The following is a 25,441-nucleotide window of genomic DNA, read 5'->3' as shown; positions in this document are numbered from 1 at the left end:
AGTGATACTGCTGCAACGAATGGCCGCTTCCCTTTGGCTCCCCGTCCGCGAGTACCTCGCTGCATGCTGCGTTATATGAAACACCCAATTGTCTTGAAAGTTCAAGCGCTGAAATACCATTCTGTTCTTGTGTTATCAGGTAAATGATTAGAAGGTAATGAAAATTAAGGAATATTATAATCATATTAAAATAATACATATTTGCTCCCATAATTAATATTTACATTAATATGTATGATAAAATTACAAATCTTATTCTCAGTTTGATGAAACTGATTTATCTTTCCTGTGAATTAAAATAAAAAATGAACTATCATTTTCTTGAGTGAATAAAAGTACAATCAAAGGATACTATCATGAAATACGTATTTGCTTTAACATTGGCGTTATGCTCTTTTTCCTCTTACGCGACAACAGATAAAGAAATGTGCGAACAGTATGGTCGTGCATTGGCGGGAAATGCTGTTGAAAATCAAAAAGTTTTTCTCAATGAATTAACGTCTCGAACCCAGCAAGGCACATGGTCGTTAAGCGTAGAGGAATGTGCAATGTATATCAAGCATGGTAAAAATGACTTCAACTTTGAACTAGTTGAAATTGTTCTTGATTAATTATAGCTTGGCACTGAAATTGAAACTATAGTGAATGCCCTATAAATAATTGTATCCGTGCAACGGGTAAAACCAGCGGACCAAGCCGCTGGTTATTATATCTTATCCTCCACCCCAGAGTTATATATTAAAATTTGCAGATGTGGTCTAAATGAAGGTAATACAGTTCTTTTGCCATTCAGTGGCCTTTGTGATTTTTAATCCCGTATTACTCTAAAGCAAGAATCGCTTCAACAATCTCATTCATTGTTATCCCGGTAATATCGGGTTTCTTATACAAAGGGTTATATGGCCAACCCAAGCGGTCGATATAGGCAGCTTTCATCCCAACGCTAAGAGCGCCATGCGTATCCCAATCATGGGTTGCAACTAAGCGTAGCTTCTCTACAGGCAAGTTCATTTTATCAGCCAAGTAAGCATAAACCACAGGATCTGGCTTGAAACTTCCTGCTTCCTCCACTGACACAATTTCATCGAAATAATCGTTTAACCCAGCCTGCTTTATTTGCGAGGATACTAAAATCTGCGATGAGTTTGAAAAAGCGACTGTTTTATATCCAGCTGAACGCAATCGTAATAATGCGCTTTTAATATAATCATGGGGTTGAAGGCTAGCGAAAGTTGACAGTATTTCAGCTCGGTCTCCTTCCGTTAACCCAACCCCTAGGCGAGATGCGACTGTATCTAACGTCATTTTTGAGAGTGTAAGAAAATCAGTTTTCACGCCTGTTAATATACACACGGTCGATGTGTGCAATAACATTGAAAACCATAAGCTAGTGATTTTGTCATCACCAAACACTCTCTCAAATTTAGGGTTTAGTGAATCAAGGTTTAACACTGTTTCGTTTATATCGAAAATTATCGTGTCTTTATCCACCAAATCCTCCTTAAACCGTTAATTTCAATTACACTTGATAAGTGGCATACCCGCCTTCCCTATCTATTGTCCAAGTTGTTGTTTGGGATAGTTTGATGGAAACAGTGCACGTCGACTCTCATCATCCACCGTTGATTTAAACTCGATATCTTTGTCGATACTTCGGGCCACTGCCACTGCGGGGCGGCTATTCACGCTATCAAACCAACGCTTTAAATTAGGGTACGGGGTAAGCCCTTCTTCACCTAACACAACCGGAGCCTTGTCAATCCAACCCCATGCGGCCACGTCTGCAATAGTGAACTCGTCACTGACAATATATTCTCGCCCCTCAAGATGTCCATCCAGCACCTCATAATGACGCTGCGCTTCTCGCAAGTAACGATTTTGAGCATACGGAATTTGCTCTGGTGCTGCGCGATGAAAATGCACACATTGACCCGAGAAAGGACCAAGCCCAGAGGCAATAAACATCATCCAGGACAACAACTCCGCGCGATCTTCCGCCTTACCAGCCAACAGCCCTGTTTTTTCTGAAAGGTACAACAAGATAGCATTAGAGTCGAATACGCGTGTACCTTCATCGACAATCGCAGGAAGTTTGCCATTTGGGTTGATAGCGCGGAACGCCGCAGTGTGTTGCTCACCTTTTAGCGTATCAACGGCAACCAGTTCATAAGGCAAGTCTGTTTCTGCCAGAAATAGGGCAATTTTCATTGGATTTGGAGTTTGATGAAAATAAAACTTAAGCATTTATGGTTCTCCTGATTAATGATCTTTATCCAGCATCCACATGCCAGCTAAAAATGTGATTCCATGTACCAAAAGCTATTACTTCTTCTATATGGATTAAATATAGGATAATTTGAACGATCGCTCAATGTTATTTTGAACAAATGTTCACAGCTGTGTATTTATTGGCTTACTTACAATAGGAAGTCACATCGCATTGGTACGAAGAGAAGCGATGGACAAAGACGCTTTTCCCATCCGGTAAGGGCTAGAGTCTGTCTTGAGGTGGTGCTGACAAAGCAACCAGTCCAATTTTATGCTCGATATTCTTTACCGATTCGATGCCTTCAGTCGTACTAACATCAGCAACAACGAAGTCCGTTTCAACATTGTATTTATCGGCGATTTTGCATGCATATTGACGTAGTGACCTACTCACCACTTTTTAACCACCAAAGATTTACGACCGACTATCTAGCCCTGCACGCCTTCTGACGTGAGGGATTTTTACCCATTAGTCGGCAAGATCTTCATTCAAAATCACCATTTTTCGTCGTGTTAACTTCCTCTCTATTCATCAAGTTCTTGCTCTGAATTTATACGAAGCAATTCGCCTTTTTGGAGTGCCATCCCCAACATAATTGAATTTTTTGTTTACTTGAAATTGTTAAAATATCGACCTGAAGCAAAAGACCTTCTCAGTGAAGGTAATAACATTAAGGGGAATAAATGAAAAAATTCGGACTGAAAACCCTCACTCTCACTATCGCCTCACTTTCTGCTACGTCTACCAATGCCAGTGTGGCGGATGACCACCCCTTAGCCAAATACCTTGCGGCGCCCGGCGCTACAGTTACCCTTCCAGTCAGCGCGGCAAAAGAACATTTTGAGTTAGATTTTATTCAGGATGCCTATGACAGCTTTGAAAGCTTCCACGCTCAGATGGGCGGAGATCACACACTCTACTATCTAACCAATTGGAGCACTTTTATGCGCACCGATATGGTCAACCCTGCCACTCAGCAGCTTGCACTGGAGCGCAACCTCAATAGCGACATCGGCAACATCGTGGTGAATACCGATAGTGAAGGTGAACAAAAAATGGATGATTATTTTGTTCATCCAACGTTCCGCCATCAGGGCGTAATGATGATCCACAAAGGTAAAGTGGTTTATGAGGCATACCCAGGTATGAATCCGACCGATACCCACCTTTGGATGTCTTCTTCTAAAACGATTACCGGCCTGATCACGGCGATGCTGGCCGAAGAAGGCAAACTAGATCTTACGGCCTCTGCAACACAATATGTTCCAGATCTCAAAGGTACCGCATGGGACAAGGTTACCGTCCTGGATTTGGTCAACCACACCGCAGGATTGGATCACGAAGAAAATAATACGTCCATCCTTGACCCAGAAGGCATTTTCGTCCGCTTTGTTAGTTCAGCGCTGGGCACGACAGAACGCTGCACTAAAGGGGAAAACTGGCGTGACGTGCTAAAAGATGTCCAGCCACTTGATAACGAACAGCCAGGCGAACGCTTCCGTTACTCTTCTCTCAACACCCATGTTCTTGGCCAGGTTATCCAGAATGTAACCAACAAGCGCTGGTCAGACGTTGTCGAGGAGCGTATCTGGGGCAAACTGGGGGCTCGTATGCCACTGATGGTACACCTGACACCCGATGGCACTCCACTAAACCTAGCGATTATATCTTCGACCCTGGAGGACTTTGCCAAATACGCGACCCTGTATACGCCAAGCTGGGACAAGGTCGCTCACGAGCAAGTTGTCACTCCTTCGCTACTCAAGCAAATCCGCAGTGCCGGCAACGGCGATGCCTTTATCGGCGGCCACAAAGAAAAGCAGGCAATTGGCCTGTTTGCAGAGAAGCCCGTCAAAGGCGCGTACCAGTTTGACTTTATGTTTGAGGACGGAGCCATATATAAGCACGGCAACACTGGCCAGGGGATTTATATCGATCCGGAACGCGACTTTGCCGCAGTGTACTTCTCGGCGACGCCTTACGTTGCACCTTACGGTGAAATCAAAGCCCCTGCTTACTTTAGAAAAGTGGCTGAATTATTAGACCAGACGAAATAACCCATACTCGTTTGAGGCCTTAACTTTACGTTAAGGCCTGCTGGCTTCAAAAGGGAAGCTAACTTCTAGGTGATTGGCTTTATTAAATTGCCATCTATCTAGCCCGTACTCAGGAAAACCCTGTGAGCACACCGTCAGACATTTAGCTATCGGTGGTGTATTTTTTATCTTTAATACGTTAGAAGCCGATAGTTTGAGACAATAAATGATTTCACTGGAGCAAATACATTCTTTCACACTTGTTTACCAGCATGGCTCATACAGCGCCGCTGCACGTGCAGCCAATAAAGAGCGCAGTACAATACGAGAGCATGTTCTCACCTTAGAGGACACGATAGGAGTCGAGCTGTTCAAAATCGAAGGGCGGAAGGCAAAGCCTACCAACGCAGCCCACAAGCTGATATCTCGTGCCACGAACCTAAGCAAGCAAGCGAAAGACTTTGAGTTGACGGCCTTCTCATTGCTCGATGCTCCACTAGGAAAACTGTTTTTGCTCCACGATGAGCAAATTCCCACCAGGCTGCTCGCCAAAGCGATTAAAGCAATCAAGTGCCGTTATTCCGGCATGTCCATTCAATGTGCCCCCTCTTCCCGTGAAAACGCCTACCGCTGCATAGAGAACGGTGAGTGCCACATTGCGATAATGGCGACAGAAAACAGCCCAAGAACTCAGGCAAGAATTGCTTCCAAATATATTGGTAACTTACCACTCAGTGGCTATGTTCATACCCGATCACATCTTGCCAAAAACGAAAGCGTTACCCTAGATGACCTGCGGTTAGAAACGCAGTATGAGCTGCCAAATACCAGCGAAGGGGACTTGGGCTTTTTCAGGGTTTCCAACATTGTGGAGAAAATTAGTAATGTTGAGTTAACCGCGGAGTTATTAGCTGACGGCGGTTGGATTGCCCTGTCTGACTCCTTAGCCGCGCGATGGATAAAATCCGGCGACTTGAAACCATTAAAGTTAGACGACGCAACACGTAACTACCGACAAGGGGTATGCCTGTTTTTCGGGCTGGCCAGCGATACCCGAGAAGAGATCTCTTTTGCTCTGGACACGATTAACCACCACGCCAGCGATTACCTGACATAGCAGCCCAAATCCAGTTATGGCATGAGCAAGCATGACAATGCACCATGGTTAATACGTACTGTGCTCAGTGGGGTTACAACGTTAAACTCAATAGGACACCTCTGTAAATCAGATGCCCTTGTACACAGAGCAAACACTAGTCAAACGCTGGTGGCCACTCCTCCTCGCTTAGCCTCCCTTCTTTTATCAACTGCTCTCTCAGCCCATTAATCTTGTTTTTCAGTACATCACGAATAAGACGAATCGCAGGAGTGATCAGCTGACGGCTTGGTAGCACCAGCCACAACTCAGTCACAGGTATGTGATAACCAGGCATCACTCTTTGCAGCCGTCCAGTAAGCAGATCAGCAGATACATCGATAACAGATTTTTTCGCAATGCCTACGCCATCCACACACCAACGACGTACGATATCGCCATCATTCACAGCACGATCACTCTTGACCTTCACCTTAAACTTCTCTTCACCTTGATAGAGCTCCCAATCATCGTGCATCACCTCATAGAGCTTATAGAGTAAAGTATTGTGTTGAGACAACTCATCAGGGGTGGTAGGCGCACCGTGTTGTGAAATATATTCAGGTGATGCACACAAGAAATGCGGAATATTACAGATCTTAAAACCATACAGATTAAGCTCCTGCACTGCGGCTTTAGTCATGGCACGCAGCGCGACATCAACACCATCGCGATAAAAATCCACCCGACTATCGCTAACATGTAAACGCAAAGAAAGATCAGGATGCTGCTCCATCACCTCATTAAGCAGGGTGCGCATCAGGTTACGTCCCATCTCCGAGGACATGGCCATCTTAACCTCGCCATTAATCGACTGTTGCTCTTCATTAATCACTACCTGACCTTGTTGCAGCAGATCCAGCGCCTGTTGACATAAGGGCAGGTATCGCTCGCCCTCAGGGGATAACCTTAATTGCCGTGTCGTGCGCACAAAGAGCTGCGCACCCAGTAATTTCTCAATACGCTTTAACGCCACACTGGCAGCAGATGAGCTCATATCGAGCTGATTGGCAGCGGCGGTAATCGACTGTAACTCCGCCACGGTTAAAAACACCTGCAGATCGGCAATTTTCATAACATCACCCCATCTAATGCAAAGCATGCTTTGATCATAATATTGATTATCCACGTTTCAGCGAAAGTGTATTGAAGAACAGCCCGTTTATCTAGTGCTAGATGGCACCTAGTATACCCATCAAGCAATCACAACAACGTTCAATACGATAGAGAGTTAATAATGAAATCTTCAATCAAAGCATCAACACTAGCGCTCGCAACAGCACTACTCGCAACACCAACCTTTGCCGCTGATGCTACCTCTAAGGTTGTCGCCACTGACGACATTGAATGGGGCTACCTAAACCCGCAACGTGGCGAACTAAGCCCCGGTGCCGCCGATCTATGGGGTAACCGTACAACAGATACGGCAACAGGTATGCTGGTACGCTTTAACAAAGGCTTTGAGTCACCACCGCACATCCACAACATTACCTACCGCGGTATTGTTATTGATGGCCTCATGCACAACGCTGATCCAAGCGCAAAAAAAATGTGGATGCCAGCAGGATCTTTCTGGACGCAACCGGCAGGTGAAGACCACACCACGGCTGCCAACGGTGATACTAACTTGATCTATCTTGAGATCGACTCAGGCCCGTACCTAGTAAAACCATCCGAAGAAAACTTTGATAATGGTGAGCGTCCGCTTAACCTGCATAAGGACAATATTGTATGGCTAGATAACAGCGATCTGCACGATATCGACGCACAAGGTGTAAAGGCCACCTATGTATGGGAAAGCACCGCAGATATGGGTGGTTCTATGCTAAAGCTGCCCGTTGGTTTTGACGGTACCATTACCACCGAGGCAACCGAGTTCCGTGCCGTGGTCATCTCAGGTAGCGTAGATTACAACTCAAAAGACCAAGTTCAGCAAAAAACACTTAATCCAGGTAGCTATATAGAGTCTATGGGCGGCTTTAGCCATGCGTTCACCAATAAAGGTGATACAGAAGCCACCATCTACATCCGTACCAATAGCAAGTATCAGGTTAAGTAACACGCTATAACTCTCTTGTGTATACCTATTATAACGCGGGTATACACAGAGAATGCTAAATCAAGCCTCTCTGACTCAAGCATGAACGCTGTTACCGGCGTGTCTAACAATGAGATCATGGAGTTGGCGTTGGCATTCGAGTCACTGATACCATGCATCTGTATTTAGCTGGTACGGAAATGTAATAACACATCCACTAGCGAATGCTGTGACTTCGACAGGCGCTCAACATCACCATGGGTCTCTTTGCTTTGGCCTTCGATCCCATTGACCACCGACTGGATCTTATCCATGCTGCTAGTAATTGACATACTAACCGCTTCTTGTTGGCTAGCCGCCGAGGCCATTTCATCATTGAGCTGGCAAATAGTGCCCACCGACTGTGAAATAGCATTAAGTGCTTTTTCGCACTGCTCGGTACTCACCACCACGGACTGATTACTCTGTTGCAGGACCTGCATCTCAGCCAGCACACATTTGATACTATTCTTTAGCTTGGCAATATTATCGTCAATCTTCTCTGTGCTCTGCTGCGTTTGTGCGGCCAAGGTACGAACTTCATCTGCCACAACGGTAAAGCCACGTCCATAAGCCCCTGCCCGCGCCGCTTCTATTGCTGCATTGAGCGCGAGTAAATTGGTTTGGCTCGCAATAGCGCCAATTTGTTCAAGAACCTGTGAGATTTGTTCGATATCTTGATTCAACGTGCCAATTGCCGAAGAGGTCGAATCAAAATTTGTCATCAATGAATCAACATGTTCAACCACCTGGCCGATGTAGGTTTTACCCTCCTGTCCTTGCATCAGGGTCATTGCCGCTTGCTCCGCCGCCCGTCGTGATGATTCCGACACTGATGCGGCAGAATGGCTCATTTCATTAACAGCAGCAACAACTTGACCCGTTTCTGAAATGTGATCGGATAACTGCATCTGCGTTGCCTCTGAATTTTTCTGCAGGTTATCGACTACTTGTTCCATTGAGCTTGATGCACCCGATATTTGCTTCACCATATGCTCGAGCTTAGCGATGAATACATTAATATCTTGCGCTATCTCACCAAGCTCATCTCGGCTAGTCACTTCTAAACGCTGGCTTAGATCCCCTTCCCCCGAGGCTAAGTCGGACACAACCACTCTTAAACGCATAATCGGGGCATAGGTATATTTGGCAAGAAAAATACTGACACAGATAATGATCAGGCCAGCAACACTCAGCGCCATTGTGATCAAACGGGTGATCTGATTCACTTCCTGGCCAATGAAACCATGATCGATATAACCGGTCAGCGTCCATTGCTGATTTTGTACATTAATTACCCGGCTTATCCCCTGCCAACTTGAGTCAGGTAGGTTATTGAAAACCTCAAATCCACTGTCTGTTTCCAACTTGAGGTAAGCGCCTTCAATTTGGGTGTTTTCAAGTAACTCTTGGACACTGGAGAGATCAACTTCAAATACATCCCCCCTACTTTCTCCTTGAGGCGAAATAATTGTCAGAACAGGGTTACCTTCTACCAGTGTTAAATCATCAACAGCCAACACCTCTGCGCTGGCAAGCTTTGCAAGCACCTGCTGACCTTTGACATCCATATCACTCAATGAGCCCTCAGATGAAAAAACAAAGCCGTGGACGACCCGGTATATTTTATGAAAACCGGTTAATTGCTGTAACTGACCAAGGTCTGTCGCACTGGTATCCAATATACTCGCCAGCACAAGCTTGTTGTTGATTTCATTGTTCACTGTTGTAACCAGCAGTTCCATTTGGCTCTCAACGTCGGCATGCATCGAGCGCGTTGTTTCCCTAGAAACAAAGAAGCTCACGCTGAGATAACTCGCTAATATGGTTACCAAGCTAATTGCGATGAAAAACGCATTGATTTTCATCTTGAAAGAGAGAGATTTCATCAAGCCACCTGCTTATTTCTTATTCGTCTTTATTACTCCTTAGCAGCATACTAACCCGCAAAGTGATGTGAAATTGTGATAAGCCGCCATTATGTAATCGTTACCACACATTGATGTACCATTTCTTGGAAAAGTGTGATTTGTGACAAATCAAGCAGATACAACAATGAATTTGACGGCAGACGGCGGACTCACTTTACTTGGGGAGGACAAGTAGGCTTGCAGTATCGCCTGCCACAAAAGTGGAGTGTCGATTTAGTTTACCGATATCTGGATATGGATGTTAATGGTAGCCACCATGAGTTAGATACAACCCAGCAAGTCACACTTGCATTGGCTGCACCTCGGTGTGGACTTTTTCATACTTTTGAGCAGTGGAAAAATAACTATCTGCGACTACAGTAATGTCTAGACCCACCACATATGGTTACGCCATATAAGCTGACATTATGAACTCCCACAAAGAAACACTCACCAGCCAAATTCAGGGGCACGTCATATTACCTGATGACAGTGATTATGATGAAGCTCGCCAAGTATGGAATGCGATGATCGATAAGCGGCCTGCTGCTATCGTCAAATGCAGCAATGCTGCTGATGTACTCTCCGCACTAGACTACGCCAAAGACACAAATATTGACATCACTGTCCGAGGCGCAGGGCATAACATCGCCGGTAATGCGATATGCGATAACGGGCTAATGATTGATCTTTCTGACATGAAAGCGGTCACTGTCAATCCGCAAACCAAACGTGCGCTTGTTCAACCCGGGGCTACCTTGGCTGACTTTGATGCTGCTGCGCAGCAACATGGCCTCGCGACACCTGTCGGTATCAATTCAACCACAGGTATTTCAGGACTGACATTGGGCGGCGGTTTCGGTTGGCTGACCCGTAAATATGGTATGACTATCGACAATTTGGTTTCAGCCCAAATCATTACTGCTAATGGTCAACAACTGACTGCATCAGCAACTGAAAATAGCGATCTCTTTTGGGCTATCCGCGGCGGAGGCGGTAATTTTGGTATTGTGACCGAATTTGAATTTCAGCTCCATCCGGTAGGGCCTGAAGTGCTTGCGGGGTTAATTGTCTTTCCATTCGACCAAGCGAAGCAAGTACTGGAACAATACCGATCATTTACTCAAACAGCACCTGAAGATCTCAACGTCTGGGTTGTGATGCGCCAAGCCCCACCTCTGCCATTCCTGCCAGAAGACGTACATGGCAAAGAAGTCATCGTTCTAGCGATATTTTATGTGGGAGATTTAGCACAAGGGGAAGCCTTGCTCGAACCACTTCGCCAATTCGGCACCCCACACGGCGAGCATATCGGTGCACAACCTTATACTGCGTGGCAACAAGCCTTTGATCCGCTACTTACCGAAGGCATGCGTAACTATTGGAAATCGCACAATTTTACTGAACTACATGACGACGCATTGGAATTACTACTTCAATATGCCGGCAACCTCCCCTCTCCTCACTGTGAAATATTCATTGGTCAGCTCGCAGGAGCCGCCAACAGTGTTGCCTCAGATGCAATGGCTTATAGCAGCCGGGATGCCAAGTTTGTCCTAAATGTCCATGCACGATGGGAAACACCAGCTGAGGATGAAGCTTCTATCAATTGGGCTCGGGACTTCTTCAAAGACACGACGCCTTATGCCTCTGCGGGGGCCTATGTAAACTTCATGACGGAAGAAGAAGGCGGACGCGTTTCGGATGCCTATGACAGTAATTATCAGCGATTGGTCAAAATTAAACGCCAGTATGACCCTGATAACCTCTTTCACCATAATCAAAATATTAAGCCTTAACGTCATTATTTCTTAGGCAAAAAAAGGTCACTGACGTGGCCTTTTTACTTCATCGACTCAGATCAAACTTCCGTCACTTAATTCCCAACAATTTTAACCCCATGGCTACACTTATAGTGAAATCATCGTTGAAGGGGGAAGCAATATGGACTTCACACAAAAGATGAGACTAAGAGGTAAAGCCGAAGAAGATCTGTACTTTGCTCAACAAGACAGTGAACTGATCGAAGCTTTGCATGAAATGCAAAAGAGCGGCGAAATCGATAGCTGGCATAAAATACCTAAGCATAGCGACGAGCAAAATAAGCAATAATCTACGCTACATCCACTTTTAGCTATTTTGGTCATGCTTGTGTTTTCAGGCTTCTCATAGAGAGGTAGACATATTGTAGTGTTTTTAAACAGTACTCCATTCCTTGTGGAGTGGATGATGAGTGGTTCTTATGATGGCACAAAACTGTGCCTTTATATTAAGCCAGCGACCGAAAAGATTTATGTATCCCGCCAGTTACGTTAAACTTCACAACAACTGACAATCAATGAGCAATCCAAAGCACCTCGCAACGGTTTCAGCAGCTGTAAACCGTTGCTAGTTATATTTGGATGACTGATTTCGGTGTACACCATGTTGTAGTGCTTAAGCACAGCGTGGTCCGCACCGTGTAATGAAGAGTTAACAATCAATGAGCAACGCAATCCAGTGGTTCCCGGGTCATATGCACAAGGCCCGCAAAGAAATTGAAGAAGTCCTACCGAAGGTAGATGTGATCATCGAAGTACTTGATGCCCGCATCCCGTTCAGTAGTGAAAACCCACTGATTAAAACCTTTCGCGAAAAAAACAATAAGCCCGTTGTTAAGGTGCTGAACAAACGTGACCTAGCTGATCCTGAAATGACACAGTTATGGATTGATCACCTAGAGAAAGAGCAAGGTGTTAAAGCGTTGGCGATTACAACAGAGAATGTCAACGAAGTTCATAAAATCATGGAACTTTGTCGCAAGCTCGCGCCACACCGTGAAGAAATGGGGAAAAACATTCGCACCATGATCATGGGTATTCCGAATGTGGGCAAATCCACCATTATCAACACCCTTGCAGGCCGTACCGTTGCCATCACGGGTAACCAACCAGCAGTTACCCGCCAACAGCAGCGCATCAACCTACAAAACGGTATTGTGCTGTCTGATACTCCAGGAATCCTGTGGCCAAAAGTTGAAAACCCGCATAGTGGTTTCCGTCTGGCAGCAACGGGCGCGGTTAAAGACACCGCCATGGATTATATTGATGTTGCCTTCTTCACTATTGAATACCTTATCAAAGCTTACCCTACTCTGATCAAGGCACGTTACGACCTTGATGAAGATGAAGTCTCTGATAGTGAAATCGAGCTTATGGAAGCCATTGGCCGCAAACGTGGCTGCTTGAGATCAGGCGGACGCGTTGATCTTCACAAAGCCTCTGAAATTCTGATCAATGAACTGCGTAACGGCACACTAGGTCAAATCACAATGGAACGTCCTGAGATGATCACTCAGGAGTTGATTAACGTTGAGATTGAAGCAGAGAAGAAAGCAGAAGAAAAAGCAAAGAAGAAAGAAGAACGCCGCAAGCGCTACCTAAAAAACAAACGTTAAACTTAGCACTAGTCAATCCAGGTGAATGAGTCAACGCTAAGATAATGACCTTCAAGGCCCTCCTCGATAAATTCGTACGAGGGCTTTTTCTTTTCCTGTCATCCCGACATCAACCGTCCTCATTTTGCACACTGGTTGCGGTATAGAGCAAAAAGTTAGAATATAGTGCGCATTCATTTTACGGTGAAACTTTTTCGATCTCTCACGGTCTGAATCACATTGCAAGCTCTCTCTTTGTCAAAGTAGCAAAGAAACCATAAAATCAATTTCTTACTGAGACCATTAATGAGCCAAGCGGTAAACCAAAGCCAAACAGCCAAATATACCTTGCTGTTAGTGTTGGTCGTGATTTTTGTCTGCTCCGGGCAAAACTTCGGCTACACAACCGCGTGCACGGCAAATGACCTCCCCCCCAGCAAAGACAGCCAATCCGTCGACGCTACACCTGCATCGCAGCAAATGAAAGATTCGGCTGTTCACGGTAAATGTTCTCTTTCTGATCATTTACTGCAAATGCACCAGCACTCCGTTGAACACGCCATCATTAGCTTGTTTATCGTTGTATTGGCACTCTTGATCTATGCAGCTTTCACCCAAGCAACCCCTATATTTACAGAGCCCATTCCCCCAACACGGCGGCGTCACCTGACGCTGTGCGTGTTCCGAGAATAAAACGAAGCTAACCACTCTCATGCATTGCTTGAGATCGCTTTTGTTATTCTTGGAGTTATTACATTGAAAAATATGATTATTAAACGATTTTCCCTACTCACCTCTTTGATTGTTTTGATGGGAGGCCTGTTCTCATTTTCAGCTTCTGCTATTGAATATTCAACTGGCTGGTTACAAAATCCGGACCATCCTCCTGTCGAGCTTCGTTATATGCTAACTGGGCAACAAAACCTAGAATCCAAAACAGTCGAAGCCCTATTAGAAGTCAAACTGGATACCGACTGGAAAACCTACTGGCGCAGTCCGGGTGAAGGTGGTGTTGCCCCTTCTATCGATTGGTCTCTTTCAAATAACCTAGAAGGAGTCGATTGGCACTGGCCTATGCCAAAGCGCTATGAGTTTCTTGGCGTCGAGACACTAGGCTATAAGCACACCATCATCTTCCCAATGACAATTCACGTATCAGATATGTCCAAGCCTGTTTTCCTATCAGGCGTCCTAACCATGTCTTCGTGTACCAATATATGTGTACTGACTGATTACGAGATCACGCTAGACTTCAATCCCACCGATCTGACTGCATCTGAGCAAGCGATGCATTTGTACAACCAAGGAATGAGCAACGTCCCCAAGGAACAACCAAGCGTAGAGATCACAGCGCTATCGTGGGATAAAAACAGTAAGCTGATGTCAGTGGTTGCTACCAATACCCTTGGTTGGCACCAACCGGATGTGTTTATCGATGGCGAATCTCAAAATGTTCAAGACGCGTCATTCCTCAAACCAACCGTTCAGGTAGACGGTAATACCTTAACAGCCCAGATGAAGGTCAGCAGTTGGTTCGGCGAACCCAAACTGCTTGGTGAAACCTTGAATGTCACTATTAGTGATACTGATTTTTCTGTCGAAACCCAAGGCATTGCCAATGATATTCCGGTCACGCTGACAACAAGCAGCAGCAACTTACTTGAGATTATCGGCATCGCCCTGCTAGGTGGCTTGATCTTGAATATCATGCCGTGTGTTTTGCCTGTTCTCGGCATGAAACTCAGCAGCGTTATTGCCGCTGAAGGGCTAGAGAAACGTCAAATCCGCATGCAGTTCCTATCTTCTGCAGCAGGCATCCTCACGTCATTCTGGTTACTGGCTGGCTTTATGATTGTTCTCAAGTTATCAGGCCAAGCTTTGGGCTGGGGAGTTCAATTCCAAAGCCCGTACTTTATCGGCGCCATGGTGGTTATTACCGCCCTTTTCGCTGCGAATATGCTGGGCTTGTTCGAAATTCGCCTATCGAGCGGTACCAATACTTGGCTGGCAACAAAAGGCGATGATTCATACGTAGGCCACTTCGTACAAGGCATGTTTTCAACTCTGCTGGCAACGCCATGCAGTGCGCCGTTCCTAGGCACTGCCGTTGCTTTTGCACTGGGTGCAGATGTTGTCACTTTGGTTGCTATCTTTACCGCCCTTGCAATTGGAATGGCAACCCCTTGGTTGGTAATTGCACTCTTCCCTCGCCTAGCCCACCTCTTGCCAAAACCTGGCATGTGGATGGATAAACTCAAAACTCTCTTTGGTTTGATGATGCTGGCTACCAGCCTGTGGCTCCTAAGCTTGATGACAAGCTTCTTTGCTACCGCAGCGGTTGTACTGGTGGGTGTATTACTAATCATTGTGCTGCTATGGCGCTTAGGCAAAGTGAAAGGCCGTAAACCGGTCATTCTGGCCATGGCATTCATCATCGTCGGCTCTGGTGGTGGACTGATTGCTGGCAGCATGACAGCCGATAACTGGGCAACACCATTGCCACAGAATCACGCTTGGCAGCCACTCAATATTGACGCTATCCAACAACAAGTTAGCCAAGGAAAAATCATCTTTGTCGACGTAACAGCAGATTGGTGTATTACTTGTAAGGTCAATAAAGTCAGTGTCCTGCTTCAAGACCCAATCTATTCAGCCCTTGAACAAGATCATATCGTATTGATGAAGGGAGACTGGACCAAGCCATCAGACTATGTCACTGGATTTCTACGTTCCAATGGGCGCTTTGGTGTTCCGTTCAACATTGTATATGGCCCAAAGGCACCGATGGGGATAGCACTTCCGGTTATTCTGACCAATAACGATGTTATCAACGCCCTTGAAGCGGCCAGTGGCAAAGGAGCTGAGTAATGGCTTCACATTCATCTACTGAAGGCAAAACCAAACCCTCGAAGATTGCGCGTTTTTTCAAAGAAGCGGTCTTGATGCTGCTGGTTTTGATCGCCGTAACAACCGGGCTTGATATATGGCGTAGCCAAAGTATGCCGCAAGGCACGATCCCGGCTCTGGACGCACAATCAACCAAAGGGGAAGAAATCGACCTAATTACCCGCAGTCATGATAAGCCCGTGATGGTGTATTTCTGGGGCACATGGTGCAGTGTGTGCCGTTTTGTCAGCCCAACCATTAATTGGCTTGATGGAGACTACAATGTGGTGTCAATTGCAGTTAATTCTGGCGATAACCGTCGAATCAATGGTTACCTTGACCACCATGATTATGGTTTTACCACCATCAACGACACTCATGGTTCGCTAATGAAAGAGTGGGGAATCTCAGCAGTACCTTCTATTTTCATCATCAAAGATGGTCAGGTATCGTCAGTGACCACAGGCTTTAGCACACCACCGGGCCTATGGCTCAGAATGCAAATGGCACTCTGACTCCCCCTCACCTAACAAGCAGCCCAGTCTAAGACTGGGCTGTATTTTATCAAAGGACATCTATCTTTGGTGTAGAGAAACACTACCTACTCCCACTCCCAATGCCTACCTTCATGGCCGTCGGAAAACATCATCCGGTACCCGCTGATATTTCTGTGGGGGATATCACGCATGATCTTATGGAACTGTTTTGCATCGACATGGATCAGGTTTTCATGATCACCTGACTCTATAAATAGTTCATCTTGCTCAAACAGCATATCATCAACCAACATATCAACCTGATAAGGTTGGCCGATTGATGGGATCGCACCGGGTTCACAATCTTGAAATATCGATGTCAGTTCATGCTCACCAACAAGGAAGAATTGTTTCCCCGTCATTCGGCTGATCTTATCTATCATAACGCGGCGGTTAGAAGGAACAACAGCCATCAAGAACTCACCGTTCGTGTCTTTTAGCAGCACCGCTTTTGCAACCTGCGATGTTGGAACATGGGCCGATATAGCCGAACTAAATGACGTATCGGTATGTTTATGCCGAGTCAGACTGAAGTCGACATTGTGGCTGTTGAGGAATTGCCCTACTGTCAGTGCCATAGCCATGGAATCACCTCCTGATCATTCATCAAGCCACTTCCACGAATAGAAAGCGCGCCTGATGGAAACTGGGCCTACAGCCTCAGTATGGAAGGAGATAGTCAATTTCGCGAGCTAAATTCCACTCTAGAGTCGTAAACAATCCCTCACAGGTTAGGGCGTATTGACTTACCCTTGCTTGGGGATCACTCTCCTAGCTTGCCAGTAGGTACTTCGCCAATAGGGATTTTTCAGATTCGAAATCATGACGCCTTGTGACGTTGATGCATGAAGAAAGCGAGACTTACCGAGATAAATACCAACATGGCGTCGGCTACGTCCGGTCTTGAAGAAAACAAGATCGCCCTCTTTCAGCTCCGTAATAGCAACCCACTTACCTTGCCGAACCTGCTCGCCTGTTGTTCGTGGCAATTTCTGCTGGAATACTTCGGCAAGGCCAACTTGCACAAATGCCGAACAATCAATGCCCGCCTTGGATGTTCCCCCCAAACGGTAGGGTGTACCACGCCACTGTTTATAGACAGAATCAAGAGATGGCGACTGATGAAGCGGTACATTCATCTCAACAAATTCGTAGCGAGGTGAGTTGGCCAATTGATCGTCAGAGGATGAATCTTGCCCTGCAGAGTCCGGTGATGATGAGCACCCCGACAGACAAATTGTCAAAGCCAGTGACGGTAACAACTTTTTCACTGCAGTCGACCTCTTCTCTATGTCAGTGATGTCTGACTATGAAATTTTTGTGGTAATAATCTAATAGAATAGTCAATTACTGAAACTACGGGAACATTATTCTATGTCCGCTATGAAAATTTGACATAACTGATGATAAAGCCAGCAAAAGTGCTTTACAGCTGAAATGAAGACAAAAAAATGGCTGACAATTGTCAGCCAACAAAACTCCACACAACAGAAGAGATAGATACCATGCTCTCACCCAACCAAGGAGAGCGACTGCACCTACCGAAAGTGTTTATCGCTTTATTTCAGTGCCTTATCCAGGATTTTCTATCTAAAACCATCACAATTGCGAGCAACTTCACGCTACTAGCTCCTTTCAAGCACTAATTAAACAATTCAATGCTTTATTAGCTATACACATGTTTTTATTGATGAATTCATCAAAAGAGTATATTTCTATCTCGAAGAGACTGAATAAAAATCAAACAATTGTTACACTTCATTAATTATTTGGATAAACATGCGCTTATCTGCTGGTCATACAACTAAAAAGATTTCATAATGCACACAGTTTTTCATTAAATCGCTAAGGAGTAAGCGTGCTTGCATTCTTCCGCATTTTCCTCGCAGCCATTTTCATTATTTTTACCACGCTATTCGCTCTGGTTTACTGCATGTTGTTTAAACCTCGCGATCCTAAGCACGTACATTTTTTCTGTCGCTGGTTTAACCAACTTCATCGTATTGTTGGCGTTGAACTTATCCACCGCGGTCAAGAAAAGATCGCTGATACACATAAAGCCGTTTATGTGTCTAACCATCAGAACGTGTTTGATTTTGTTTCCGACCCAGGTATGTTGCCACCCCGCGCAGTCTCCATTGGCAAGAAGAGCCTCTTGTGGATGCCATTTTTCGGTCAGCTATATTGGATAACCGGTAACATACTGATTGACCGTGAAAACAAATCAAGCGCACGCAACACGATCCAGCAAGTTGCTGATGCTATCCATAAACGTAACCTGTCGGTATGGATGTACCCTGAAGGAACTAGAAGTAAAGGGAGAGGGTTGCTGCCATTTAAAACCGGTGCTTTTCGTATGGCGATTGAAGCAGGCGTACCTATCGTACCTATGTGCACGAGCTCTACTCACAACAAAATCTCACTATCAAGCCGAGACAACGGCATTATCATTGCTGAAATGATGGAACCTATTGATGTATCGGGCTATGAGCTTAATGATGCTCGCGAATTAGCCGATCATTGTCATCGGTTAATGGAAGAAAAAATTGCCGAGCTGGATGCAGAAGTTGCCCGACTAGAGCAAGCCCGCGCTGGTGATAACGTCAGTATCAACTCATAGCATCTTACCCAACAAACAAAACAGGCTTGCCATTTGGCAAGCCTGTTTTGTTTTAGAAGACAATGAATACCAACCTACATATTACCCACCTACATAAATATTTGATCAGTCTTGAACAGCTACTTACCCGTCAGTAAATCAAACCCATTTTTTAGCTGTTCACTTTGCAAAATCCGTCCATGCCCTAACCCCTCAGTCGCGATCAGCGTAACGTGTTGATTTTCACTCGCGAGTTCAGAGTAAGCATAAGAAGCAAATCGATCGTATTTGTCATGCACTATCACTGCTTTAGCTTGTCGACCATTTAAGCGACTAAGCGGGTTTATACTCTCTAGCGGGTATTGATATTGCTTGGCAATATCAGCAACCACATCATGAAATAGCTTCATCGAATACCCAGACTGCTTAACTGTCGATACAAGGTTTTCGGTATAGTTAAGTACAGGAGCCACCAACAGCACAGGCTTGTCTTGTAATAAAGGGTGCTGACTCTCCAACACCATTGCACCGCCCATACTATGAGCGATAACACCAGCAATTGATTCCTGCTGAGCTAAAATACTGTCAAATGCAGCAACAAAGCCCGGAAGATGCCCAAACTGCCCTTCACTCTCGCCATGTGCCGGATTATCGAACGCTAACGCCTTGTAGCCTGAATGGGCAATATGCTCCATCAACGAATAAAATTGCTGAGCTGAGCCTGACCACCCATGACCTAACACCCATGTAGGGCCTTCTCCGAGACAGTATGTCATCATCATACCTTCTGATGTCTCAATCGGATGGCGGACTATACCCATAGGCTCTTCTACGTTCTTTGTACTTCTCACTGGAGTCAACAGCACCTTACGAGCAACACGTTTGGCATGCTCAGGAGCAATGCGGTAATGTAAACGGGTGGTCAGGTTAACTAGCGTCCTGCGCACATCAAAGCCCTGGCTTTTCTTGAAATATATTTTGCTGCTCATTGCTGTCCTCACCTTAAAATAGAACGGTCGTGCTTTTTATTATCAAAGCTTATCATGTCTAAAACACATTGATTCATCAGAGAGCCTACATACGCCACTGATCAAACAATGTATCCACTCCTTGCCAAAACCGCTGATGATCGTCTGTCTCCAGTTCCATACTGAGAAATAAGTGACTGCTGAGATACACCCCGTATAACTGGTATACACACTGCCAGCTATCCAGAGTAACCACGAACTCTCCTTGCCGCTTTCCTTGTTCAAGCTGTCGATAAAGGTAATCAAGCCAGCGCTTTGTCACCGCTTTGAGCCTGAGCTGAACGGACTGCTCTTTGTCACCGTGCTCTGTCCATGCATCGAGAAACATGCAACTCCCCTGAAAAGAACGATTCCATGCTAGCCAGTTTGTTAGCAACAGCCTTAGCTTCTGCTCAATTGACTCAGAAGATTGTAACCTGGCCGGTTGTATCACCCGTTCCACAAACAACTCCCCAGCATAATCCAAAACCGCAATTTGTAGATTTTCTCGTGAGTTAAAATGTGAAAACAAGCCACTTTTAGACATGCCTGACGCTTTGGCAAGCTGGCCAATCGTTAAGCTATCCAGCCCCTCTCGACTGGCCAGAGAAAATGCAGTATTCAAAATATGCTGCCGGGTGGCTTCTTTTTTACTCATTGGCTGCAAATCCCTATCTCAGGACACCTCTAGACGATGTATTAATCCTCGCTGTTATTTTTAGCACGATCGTACTTTTCATGGAAGCCATATTTATTATCAACTGGATGTTCAATCTGCATTGGTTAGATGCACACGATCTAAGCTGACAATTTGTTAGCGTTCAGCGAAACGGAATAAGCTGTCGATGTGAATCGGGCAGCTCCCTACCTGATGAACGATATCTTCAGCTTGCTTAAGTGAATCGTAACTACAAGGGATCCCGTAACTATCCGTTATGGGGTATTCGTTACCCTCACTATCAATAAAGTTAATACTCCAACCGGCACTGAGATAGTCATGCACCAAACGAGCTTCAACGATTGCATTATCTGCCATCAACTGGCGGCACTCTGAAAGGATCATAATTCCCCCCTAGCAGCAAGAGTCCCCATATCAATCTCGGCCACTCATGACTTGGTGGAGAATCCTGCCTCATCGAATGTTCAGTCAAAGTATAGCAAGGCTACAAAAAAGGCTACAAATAGTAGCCTTAATAGTTAATGCTGAGCGGAGCGATTACAGGTACATCTTCGCCACATCAGAAGGTTCAGATTCTGAACCCTCAAGTTGAACTGTCCAGTTCAAACCAACCAGAACACCGTCTTCTGACAGCGTAATCATCCAGTCTTCAACAAAAACATCTAGCGGGATCATTACAGCGGTGAACTCAGCCCACTCATCCACGCAGTGAACTTTTGCGTCGGATTCATTCGACCAAAATGGCATTACTTCAGATTGCTCGAACTCGCTAGAGTCAACAGAAAGCCAGTCACCTTCTTCGTTACAAAGTCCCCATACTTGCTGAGTATCTTTGGTTTCTTCAACAAACAGATCGCAATTTGCCTTAATATCTGTGGTTAACTTAGTCATTCTATTCTCTCTTATACATGTTTATATCCAAGCGGCCTGGACACAACACCTGTAACTTGATGTGAAGTATACCCAAGCACTTGATGTTGTTTGGGTATCATAATACCAGAGATTCATGGTAGAAGATGTACAATTTATCGCTATCTATGCTGCTAACTACATCAGATTATTGTCTGTTTAGGGTTTGAATCGAGAATTAAGGATTGGTAGCTATACTTGTTTAGATGACCGGAACAACAACACCTATTGGGCAGTAAAAGAGGGCAAAACATGGCAACCGTTGACTGGCTATCAAATCTTAGTAATCAGACTATTTTAAATCCTCGCTCTCACCTGATAGAAGCCCACGAATATATCGGCGAGCATGGAGAAAGAAAGGTCGCGGTTGACTGTGCATGTGGCAACGGCAGAGACACACTGTATCTGCTTGAGGAGGGTTATCACGTCTACGCCTTTGACAACGACCGTCCTCGCCTAAAGACACTCTCTGAACATCCTTTATTGGGAGCACACCCAAACCTCGATATTCAAATCAGTAGTTTTGCTGACTATGAATTCCCCCGTGCAAATCTTATCAATGCCAGCGCCTGCTTGTTTTTCTGCACGCCTCATGACTTCAACACGCTTTGGAACAACATATCCAACAGCCTCAAAAAAAGTGGCATTTTTTGCGGGCACTTCTTGGGTAAGGAAACGCTAGAGCCCAACGAAAAGTTACCTATCCTCACCCACAGCCAATTCGAGCTTGAGCAATTATTTGCCGACTTTTACATTATTTCTTGGAAAAAGAAGCAAGAGTACTCAGCCAATCTTACAGGTAAAAAACGACTTTGGTTAATTCACACCATAATCGCGATGAAAAAATAACAACTTTATAGCCTCCTTATACCCAAAACTCACAAGCAACCCATTCATCCTGAAAAGCTACATTCCCAGCAAAGAATGTTCATTTCCCGTTCTTATATAACGACTATTGCATAAGTAATTTTAAATACCATAATATTTATATGGTTTTAGCAAATAGGCATGTTTAGGTATGGATACCCACGAAATATTTAATGATAGCTATACACGCTGTCTGCGAAACAACCAATTCTTCTTCATTTTTTATCGCCATTTCTGGCAGCAAGAGCGACGATTCAAAGACCTCTTCCAAGATGTGGATTTAGAGCGTCAAGTTCAGATGCTAAAGTTATCAATCTCGATGATAATCCTTGCTTCTTCATCAGAACAAGCAAGAGAAAGTATTCGACGATTCGGTAAAGCCCATGGCCCTGATGGCATTGGTGTTCAACCTAATGACTTTGAGGTTTGGTTAGATTCACTCATTGAAACCGTTCAAATTTGCGATCCTAAGTACAATGATGAGATTGCTTTCGCTTGGCGAGAGTGCTTCAAGGAGGGAATAGCTATAATGAAACAGGAATGTTTATAGAGAACGCACATGCCTCCCAATTTTCGACCGGACGACTCATCAACGTCAAATACATCACCATCAACCAGTAAGCGTTCACTTTTTGATTGGCGTTACATACTTCTCATCGCCATAGCACTGGCGCTAGGGGTAATGGCCATTTATTTCTCACCTATCCGACAGAGCCGTAACTTTTACGACTATGCAGACCAGCGGTTATTGTTTGGTATCCCCCACTTCTGGAATGTCGTCAGTAACCTGGGTTTTCTTATTGTTGGTATTATTGGACTTAGAGAAAGCATACGCAACCGCTTGGTAATCAATCAATCACTCTCCTTTGCATACCAATTATTTTTCATCAGCCTTATCGGTGCTTTTCTCGGATCAAGCCTTTACCATTTATCACCTGGCCCATTCACCTTGATGATAGATAGGATCCCGATCACCATCAGCTTTATTTGCCTTTACTGTATTATCCTTGCCGAATACTTATCACCAACACTAGGCAGAGCAATGCTGCTGCCCACTCTGGCATACGGAGTGCTATCCGTTATCTATTGGTACATGACCGATGTCATTGATGGACGCGGTGATATGGCCCCTTATGTATTGGTGCAATTGCTGCCTATTATACACATCCCCTTGATTATCTGGCTTTACCCAAACAGCCGAAATCCGACTCGATACTACTTCTATGCTCTTGGCTTGTACGTGCTGTGCAAACTGGCTGAATCAAACGACGACGAAATATATGAACTCACCTCACAGGTAAGCGGTCACTTTCTGAAGCATATTTTGGCAGCCCTCGCTGGCTATTGTGTCTATCTAGGCTGGAAAGCGGCGACAAAAAAACCTCGTATCTAACGAGGCTTTGTCTAGCACTAAATCGAAATTACTTTTCGCCAATTCCGCGGTGTTCTTTTTTTGCTAGCGTAATTTTTCCGAAGCCAAGTTTACGGAAGTGACTATCTCTAAAGTCCCTCATCGCCTTACTGCCAGATGATACGGCTTCCACTTGCTGTTCCATTCGCAAAAAATCGGTTAGATCAATTCCTTCTGCTGCTGCAACCGCCTCATGGATCGTACGGTACTGAGAGTATGAAAACGTCAGCGTTTTCTCTTGTTCTTTAAAGGTATAAATAATAGTGCGTGACATAACGCCTCCAACAGCAAAATCAAGAGAGGGAATTTACCCTACTTCAATTTCAGAAGAAACCTTTTTTCCGGATTGACTGGAACCAGTTGGTACAATGTGCTCGGCCAAAATCTGTGCCTTTGTCATCGGTCGGTAAAAAAAGAACCCCTGCACATACTGCACGCCTTTCTTCTGAATAAAGTTTAGCTCTTCTGCCGTTTCAACACCTTCAACTACAATCTTAGCCTTTGTGATATGACCAAGTTGGACAACGACATCGAATAAGCTTCGACCGCGCTCAGTATCTAGGTTTTCCACCAGCGAGCGGTCTATTTTAATCTTGTCAAATTCAAAGCGTGATAGATAGGCCAGTGAAGAATAACCAGTACCAAAGTCATCCAAAGCAACAGAAATCCCCATAGCTTTGATAGCTTGGATCACTTTAGCCGTTCGCACTTCATCCTGAATCAGCATATTCTCGGTTATTTCGATTTCAACCTGATCATAGTCCAATGTGCTGTTATTTATCACCTGCTTGATTGACTTAACAAAGTCTTTCTTCAACATCGTTTCAGGTGAAACGTTTACTGATATTGTAACGTTTGACGAAAGAACCATTTTAGAGGCATCAGAAATGGCCGTTTCCAACACCCAAAAGTCCACATCGGAAAGAAGCCCTAATTGACCGAACGACTTCAAGAAAGTCGGTCCTTTTACTCGCCCTTTCACATCTTCATGGCGTATCAACGCCTCCAGCGCCACAACTTCAGCACTTTGAATATCAACTTGAGGTTGATAGTAGAGTAAGAAAGAACCACTATTTTCAAGCTTCTCAACTTCACGCTGAGCATTAATGTTATCTTGAATCGAAGGTAGAAAACTGTTTAATTTGGATTGTATCGGCACGTCATCCCCTTTAAAGAAGTGAGTGTGGAAGATAGATGAAACATCAACACCCAGCGATCGCTGATCCATAACCTTGAAAAAAGGATAATAGATAGCGATACCCACAAAAATAAGAAACAGCTGGAATACAGCCACCGAAACCGCACCACCTGACGCAACATACCCACTCATTACTGGCGGCATTAACCAACTATGCACTTCACTCAGAGGTGGAATCAACCCCATAGATATAGCGCCATACGCCAGCATAAAGCTAACAAGAGGCACGCACAAAAAAGGCAATACCATAATTGGGTTGAATATGATGGGAATACCAAACAGTATTGGCTCATTAATGTTGAAAATAGTTAGAATAAACGCAGCTTTCGCTAGTAACTTATAACCTTTGCTTTTTGAAAAAAACAGTATGCACAATACAAGACTAATTGTGTTACCACTACCGCCCATGCCCGTAAAAAAGTCATAGAAATTCCTGATTACCACCGAGCCTCAGCTAATTTAAGTAAACGTTGAGGCATCGGTGCTGTTTGAATACCTGAATAAATG

28 protein-coding genes and 1 pseudogene are annotated in these 25,441 nt (G+C 44.8%); 15 read left to right on the top strand and 14 right to left on the bottom strand.

The genetic code is table 11. The annotated features are described in order from the left end of the window. Positions 1-157, bottom strand: a pseudogene (locus tag NHN17_RS20325) (IS1595 family transposase); the annotation flags it as partial. Between the two features lie 199 nt (positions 158-356). Between NHN17_RS20325 and NHN17_RS20320 the strand changes: the two are divergent. Next, a complete protein-coding gene (locus NHN17_RS20320) occupies positions 357-611 on the top strand; it encodes a hypothetical protein (protein WP_255044457.1) in 255 nt (84 codons plus the stop codon). A gap of 208 nt (positions 612-819) precedes the next feature. Here the strand turns inward: NHN17_RS20320 and NHN17_RS20315 are convergent, their stop codons facing one another. From NHN17_RS20315 to NHN17_RS20305, 3 genes are all read right to left on the bottom strand, one after another. Next, positions 820-1,491 carry a haloacid dehalogenase type II gene (locus NHN17_RS20315; protein ID WP_255044456.1) on the bottom strand — a complete coding sequence of 224 codons (672 nt, stop codon included), beginning with the start codon at positions 1,489-1,491 and terminating at the stop codon, positions 820-822. Between the two features lie 63 nt (positions 1,492-1,554). Next, positions 1,555-2,244, bottom strand: coding sequence for a glutathione S-transferase family protein (locus NHN17_RS20310; protein ID WP_255044455.1), 690 nt, complete (start codon positions 2,242-2,244; stop codon positions 1,555-1,557). Between the two features lie 247 nt (positions 2,245-2,491). Continuing rightward, entirely contained in the window at positions 2,492-2,662 is a 171-nt protein-coding gene (locus NHN17_RS20305) for a hypothetical protein (protein ID WP_255044454.1), read from the bottom strand. Positions 2,663-2,952: 290 nt separating this feature from the next. On the opposite strand from NHN17_RS20305, the gene NHN17_RS20300 reads away from it, so the two are divergent. Beyond that, positions 2,953-4,326 carry a serine hydrolase domain-containing protein gene (locus NHN17_RS20300; RefSeq protein ID WP_255044453.1) on the top strand — a complete coding sequence of 458 codons (1,374 nt, stop codon included), beginning with the start codon at positions 2,953-2,955 and terminating at the stop codon, positions 4,324-4,326. Positions 4,327-4,531: 205 nt separating this feature from the next. Beyond that, positions 4,532-5,422 carry a LysR family transcriptional regulator gene (locus tag NHN17_RS20295; RefSeq protein ID WP_255044452.1) on the top strand — a complete coding sequence of 297 codons (891 nt, stop codon included), beginning with the start codon at positions 4,532-4,534 and terminating at the stop codon, positions 5,420-5,422. A gap of 136 nt (positions 5,423-5,558) precedes the next feature. Here NHN17_RS20295 and NHN17_RS20290 read toward each other — a convergent pair whose 3' ends face one another. Next, on the bottom strand, positions 5,559-6,515 hold the full coding sequence (locus NHN17_RS20290) for a LysR family transcriptional regulator (RefSeq protein WP_255044451.1): 957 nt from the start codon (positions 6,513-6,515) through the stop codon (positions 5,559-5,561). A gap of 162 nt (positions 6,516-6,677) precedes the next feature. Here NHN17_RS20290 and NHN17_RS20285 point away from each other — a divergent pair, with 162 nt between their 5' ends. After that, a complete protein-coding gene (locus NHN17_RS20285) occupies positions 6,678-7,499 on the top strand; it encodes a DUF4437 domain-containing protein (RefSeq protein ID WP_255044450.1) in 822 nt (273 codons plus the stop codon). 164 nt (positions 7,500-7,663) lie between these two features. Here the strand turns inward: NHN17_RS20285 and NHN17_RS20280 are convergent, their stop codons facing one another. Then, positions 7,664-9,406 (bottom strand): methyl-accepting chemotaxis protein, encoded by a 1,743-nt coding sequence (locus NHN17_RS20280; RefSeq protein WP_255044449.1) that lies wholly within the window; start codon positions 9,404-9,406, stop codon positions 7,664-7,666. 135 nt (positions 9,407-9,541) lie between these two features. On the opposite strand from NHN17_RS20280, the gene NHN17_RS26155 reads away from it, so the two are divergent. The 7 genes from NHN17_RS26155 (at position 9,542) to NHN17_RS20250 (ending at position 16,243) form a co-directional block, all read left to right on the top strand. Then, entirely contained in the window at positions 9,542-9,811 is a 270-nt protein-coding gene (locus NHN17_RS26155) for an outer membrane beta-barrel protein (RefSeq protein WP_507237127.1), read from the top strand. Between the two features lie 44 nt (positions 9,812-9,855). Further along, the gene (locus NHN17_RS20275) at positions 9,856-11,226 is read left to right on the top strand and encodes an FAD-binding oxidoreductase (RefSeq protein ID WP_255044448.1); all 1,371 of its coding nucleotides are present in this window, start codon (positions 9,856-9,858) and stop codon (positions 11,224-11,226) included. A 145-nt stretch (positions 11,227-11,371) separates the two neighbouring features. Beyond that, on the top strand, positions 11,372-11,539 hold the full coding sequence (locus NHN17_RS20270) for a hypothetical protein (RefSeq protein WP_255044447.1): 168 nt from the start codon (positions 11,372-11,374) through the stop codon (positions 11,537-11,539). Between the two features lie 370 nt (positions 11,540-11,909). After that, positions 11,910-12,863, top strand: a complete 954-nt coding sequence (gene ylqF, locus NHN17_RS20265) for a ribosome biogenesis GTPase YlqF (protein ID WP_255044446.1) — start codon at positions 11,910-11,912, stop codon at positions 12,861-12,863. A 285-nt stretch (positions 12,864-13,148) separates the two neighbouring features. Then, entirely contained in the window at positions 13,149-13,535 is a 387-nt protein-coding gene (locus tag NHN17_RS20260; RefSeq protein WP_255044445.1) for a hypothetical protein, read from the top strand. A gap of 72 nt (positions 13,536-13,607) precedes the next feature. Beyond that, complete coding sequence (locus NHN17_RS20255; protein ID WP_255044458.1) at positions 13,608-15,710, top strand: protein-disulfide reductase DsbD family protein; 2,103 nt, start codon at positions 13,608-13,610, stop codon at positions 15,708-15,710. Then, a complete protein-coding gene (locus NHN17_RS20250; RefSeq protein WP_255044444.1) occupies positions 15,710-16,243 on the top strand; it encodes a protein disulfide oxidoreductase in 534 nt (177 codons plus the stop codon). The genes NHN17_RS20255 and NHN17_RS20250 overlap by 1 nt, the downstream gene beginning before the upstream one ends. 86 nt (positions 16,244-16,329) lie before the next feature. Here the strand turns inward: NHN17_RS20250 and NHN17_RS20245 are convergent, their stop codons facing one another. After that, positions 16,330-16,848: an aminoacyl-tRNA deacylase gene (locus tag NHN17_RS20245; protein ID WP_255044443.1), complete on the bottom strand. Its 519-nt coding sequence runs from the start codon at positions 16,846-16,848 to the stop codon at positions 16,330-16,332. Between the two features lie 162 nt (positions 16,849-17,010). Further along, on the bottom strand, positions 17,011-17,535 hold the full coding sequence (locus NHN17_RS20240) for an NlpC/P60 family protein (protein WP_255044442.1): 525 nt from the start codon (positions 17,533-17,535) through the stop codon (positions 17,011-17,013). Between the two features lie 587 nt (positions 17,536-18,122). Here NHN17_RS20240 and NHN17_RS20235 point away from each other — a divergent pair. After that, positions 18,123-18,884 (top strand): 1-acylglycerol-3-phosphate O-acyltransferase, encoded by a 762-nt coding sequence (locus tag NHN17_RS20235; RefSeq protein ID WP_255044441.1) that lies wholly within the window; start codon positions 18,123-18,125, stop codon positions 18,882-18,884. A 119-nt stretch (positions 18,885-19,003) separates the two neighbouring features. On the opposite strand, the gene NHN17_RS20230 is transcribed toward NHN17_RS20235, so the two are convergent. From NHN17_RS20230 to NHN17_RS20215, 4 genes are all read right to left on the bottom strand, one after another. Beyond that, positions 19,004-19,852, bottom strand: coding sequence for an alpha/beta hydrolase (locus tag NHN17_RS20230; protein ID WP_255044440.1), 849 nt, complete (start codon positions 19,850-19,852; stop codon positions 19,004-19,006). 85 nt (positions 19,853-19,937) lie between these two features. After that, the gene (locus NHN17_RS20225) at positions 19,938-20,528 is read right to left on the bottom strand and encodes a TetR/AcrR family transcriptional regulator (protein ID WP_255044439.1); all 591 of its coding nucleotides are present in this window, start codon (positions 20,526-20,528) and stop codon (positions 19,938-19,940) included. Between the two features lie 156 nt (positions 20,529-20,684). Continuing rightward, on the bottom strand, positions 20,685-20,933 hold the full coding sequence (locus NHN17_RS20220; RefSeq protein WP_255044438.1) for a hypothetical protein: 249 nt from the start codon (positions 20,931-20,933) through the stop codon (positions 20,685-20,687). Positions 20,934-21,086: 153 nt separating this feature from the next. Then, positions 21,087-21,440, bottom strand: coding sequence for a DUF2750 domain-containing protein (locus NHN17_RS20215; RefSeq protein ID WP_255044437.1), 354 nt, complete (start codon positions 21,438-21,440; stop codon positions 21,087-21,089). Between the two features lie 270 nt (positions 21,441-21,710). Between NHN17_RS20215 and NHN17_RS20210 the strand changes: the two genes are divergently transcribed. The 3 genes from NHN17_RS20210 (at position 21,711) to NHN17_RS20200 (ending at position 23,718) form a co-directional block, all read left to right on the top strand. Further along, positions 21,711-22,307, top strand: a complete 597-nt coding sequence (locus NHN17_RS20210) for a class I SAM-dependent methyltransferase (RefSeq protein ID WP_255044436.1) — start codon at positions 21,711-21,713, stop codon at positions 22,305-22,307. A gap of 169 nt (positions 22,308-22,476) precedes the next feature. Beyond that, positions 22,477-22,875, top strand: coding sequence for a globin (locus NHN17_RS20205; RefSeq protein WP_255044435.1), 399 nt, complete (start codon positions 22,477-22,479; stop codon positions 22,873-22,875). Positions 22,876-22,884: 9 nt separating this feature from the next. After that, the gene (locus NHN17_RS20200) at positions 22,885-23,718 is read left to right on the top strand and encodes a ceramidase (protein ID WP_255044434.1); all 834 of its coding nucleotides are present in this window, start codon (positions 22,885-22,887) and stop codon (positions 23,716-23,718) included. Positions 23,719-23,746: 28 nt separating this feature from the next. Here NHN17_RS20200 and NHN17_RS20195 read toward each other — a convergent pair whose 3' ends face one another. Beyond that, positions 23,747-24,010, bottom strand: a complete 264-nt coding sequence (locus NHN17_RS20195; protein WP_255044433.1) for a DUF2960 domain-containing protein — start codon at positions 24,008-24,010, stop codon at positions 23,747-23,749. 33 nt (positions 24,011-24,043) lie between these two features. Then, positions 24,044-25,378 carry an EAL domain-containing protein gene (locus NHN17_RS20190; RefSeq protein WP_255044432.1) on the bottom strand — a complete coding sequence of 445 codons (1,335 nt, stop codon included), beginning with the start codon at positions 25,376-25,378 and terminating at the stop codon, positions 24,044-24,046. Positions 25,379-25,441 lie beyond the last annotated feature (63 nt).

It is taken from the genome of Photobacterium pectinilyticum (assembly GCF_024357955.1).
In the GTDB taxonomy this organism is placed as follows: Bacteria; Pseudomonadota; Gammaproteobacteria; order Enterobacterales; family Vibrionaceae; genus Photobacterium; species Photobacterium pectinilyticum.
The sequence above is the reverse complement of the archived record's forward strand: the minus strand, read 5'-3'. Positions and strand labels throughout refer to the sequence as shown.

Coding starts and splice junctions, on each gene's coding strand:
- ylqF (WP_255044446.1), top strand. CDS start 11,910: ATGAGCAACGCAATCCAGTGGTTCCCGGGTCATATGCACAAGGCCCGC.
- NHN17_RS20255 (WP_255044458.1), top strand. CDS start 13,608: ATGATTATTAAACGATTTTCCCTACTCACCTCTTTGATTGTTTTGATG.
- NHN17_RS20220 (WP_255044438.1), bottom strand. CDS start 20,933: ATGATCCTTTCAGAGTGCCGCCAGTTGATGGCAGATAATGCAATCGTT.
- NHN17_RS20205 (WP_255044435.1), top strand. CDS start 22,477: ATGGATACCCACGAAATATTTAATGATAGCTATACACGCTGTCTGCGA.
- NHN17_RS20210 (WP_255044436.1), top strand. CDS start 21,711: ATGGCAACCGTTGACTGGCTATCAAATCTTAGTAATCAGACTATTTTA.
- NHN17_RS20230 (WP_255044440.1), bottom strand. CDS start 19,852: ATGAGCAGCAAAATATATTTCAAGAAAAGCCAGGGCTTTGATGTGCGC.
- NHN17_RS20295 (WP_255044452.1), top strand. CDS start 4,532: ATGATTTCACTGGAGCAAATACATTCTTTCACACTTGTTTACCAGCAT.
- NHN17_RS20270 (WP_255044447.1), top strand. CDS start 11,372: ATGGACTTCACACAAAAGATGAGACTAAGAGGTAAAGCCGAAGAAGAT.
- NHN17_RS20260 (WP_255044445.1), top strand. CDS start 13,149: ATGAGCCAAGCGGTAAACCAAAGCCAAACAGCCAAATATACCTTGCTG.
- NHN17_RS20195 (WP_255044433.1), bottom strand. CDS start 24,010: ATGTCACGCACTATTATTTATACCTTTAAAGAACAAGAGAAAACGCTG.
- NHN17_RS20280 (WP_255044449.1), bottom strand. CDS start 9,406: ATGAAATCTCTCTCTTTCAAGATGAAAATCAATGCGTTTTTCATCGCA.
- NHN17_RS20320 (WP_255044457.1), top strand. CDS start 357: ATGAAATACGTATTTGCTTTAACATTGGCGTTATGCTCTTTTTCCTCT.
- NHN17_RS20225 (WP_255044439.1), bottom strand. CDS start 20,528: ATGAGTAAAAAAGAAGCCACCCGGCAGCATATTTTGAATACTGCATTT.
- NHN17_RS20215 (WP_255044437.1), bottom strand. CDS start 21,440: ATGACTAAGTTAACCACAGATATTAAGGCAAATTGCGATCTGTTTGTT.
- NHN17_RS20310 (WP_255044455.1), bottom strand. CDS start 2,244: ATGCTTAAGTTTTATTTTCATCAAACTCCAAATCCAATGAAAATTGCC.
- NHN17_RS20285 (WP_255044450.1), top strand. CDS start 6,678: ATGAAATCTTCAATCAAAGCATCAACACTAGCGCTCGCAACAGCACTA.
- NHN17_RS20250 (WP_255044444.1), top strand. CDS start 15,710: ATGGCTTCACATTCATCTACTGAAGGCAAAACCAAACCCTCGAAGATT.
- NHN17_RS20200 (WP_255044434.1), top strand. CDS start 22,885: ATGCCTCCCAATTTTCGACCGGACGACTCATCAACGTCAAATACATCA.
- NHN17_RS20300 (WP_255044453.1), top strand. CDS start 2,953: ATGAAAAAATTCGGACTGAAAACCCTCACTCTCACTATCGCCTCACTT.
- NHN17_RS20290 (WP_255044451.1), bottom strand. CDS start 6,515: ATGAAAATTGCCGATCTGCAGGTGTTTTTAACCGTGGCGGAGTTACAG.
- NHN17_RS20245 (WP_255044443.1), bottom strand. CDS start 16,848: ATGGCTATGGCACTGACAGTAGGGCAATTCCTCAACAGCCACAATGTC.
- NHN17_RS20275 (WP_255044448.1), top strand. CDS start 9,856: ATGAACTCCCACAAAGAAACACTCACCAGCCAAATTCAGGGGCACGTC.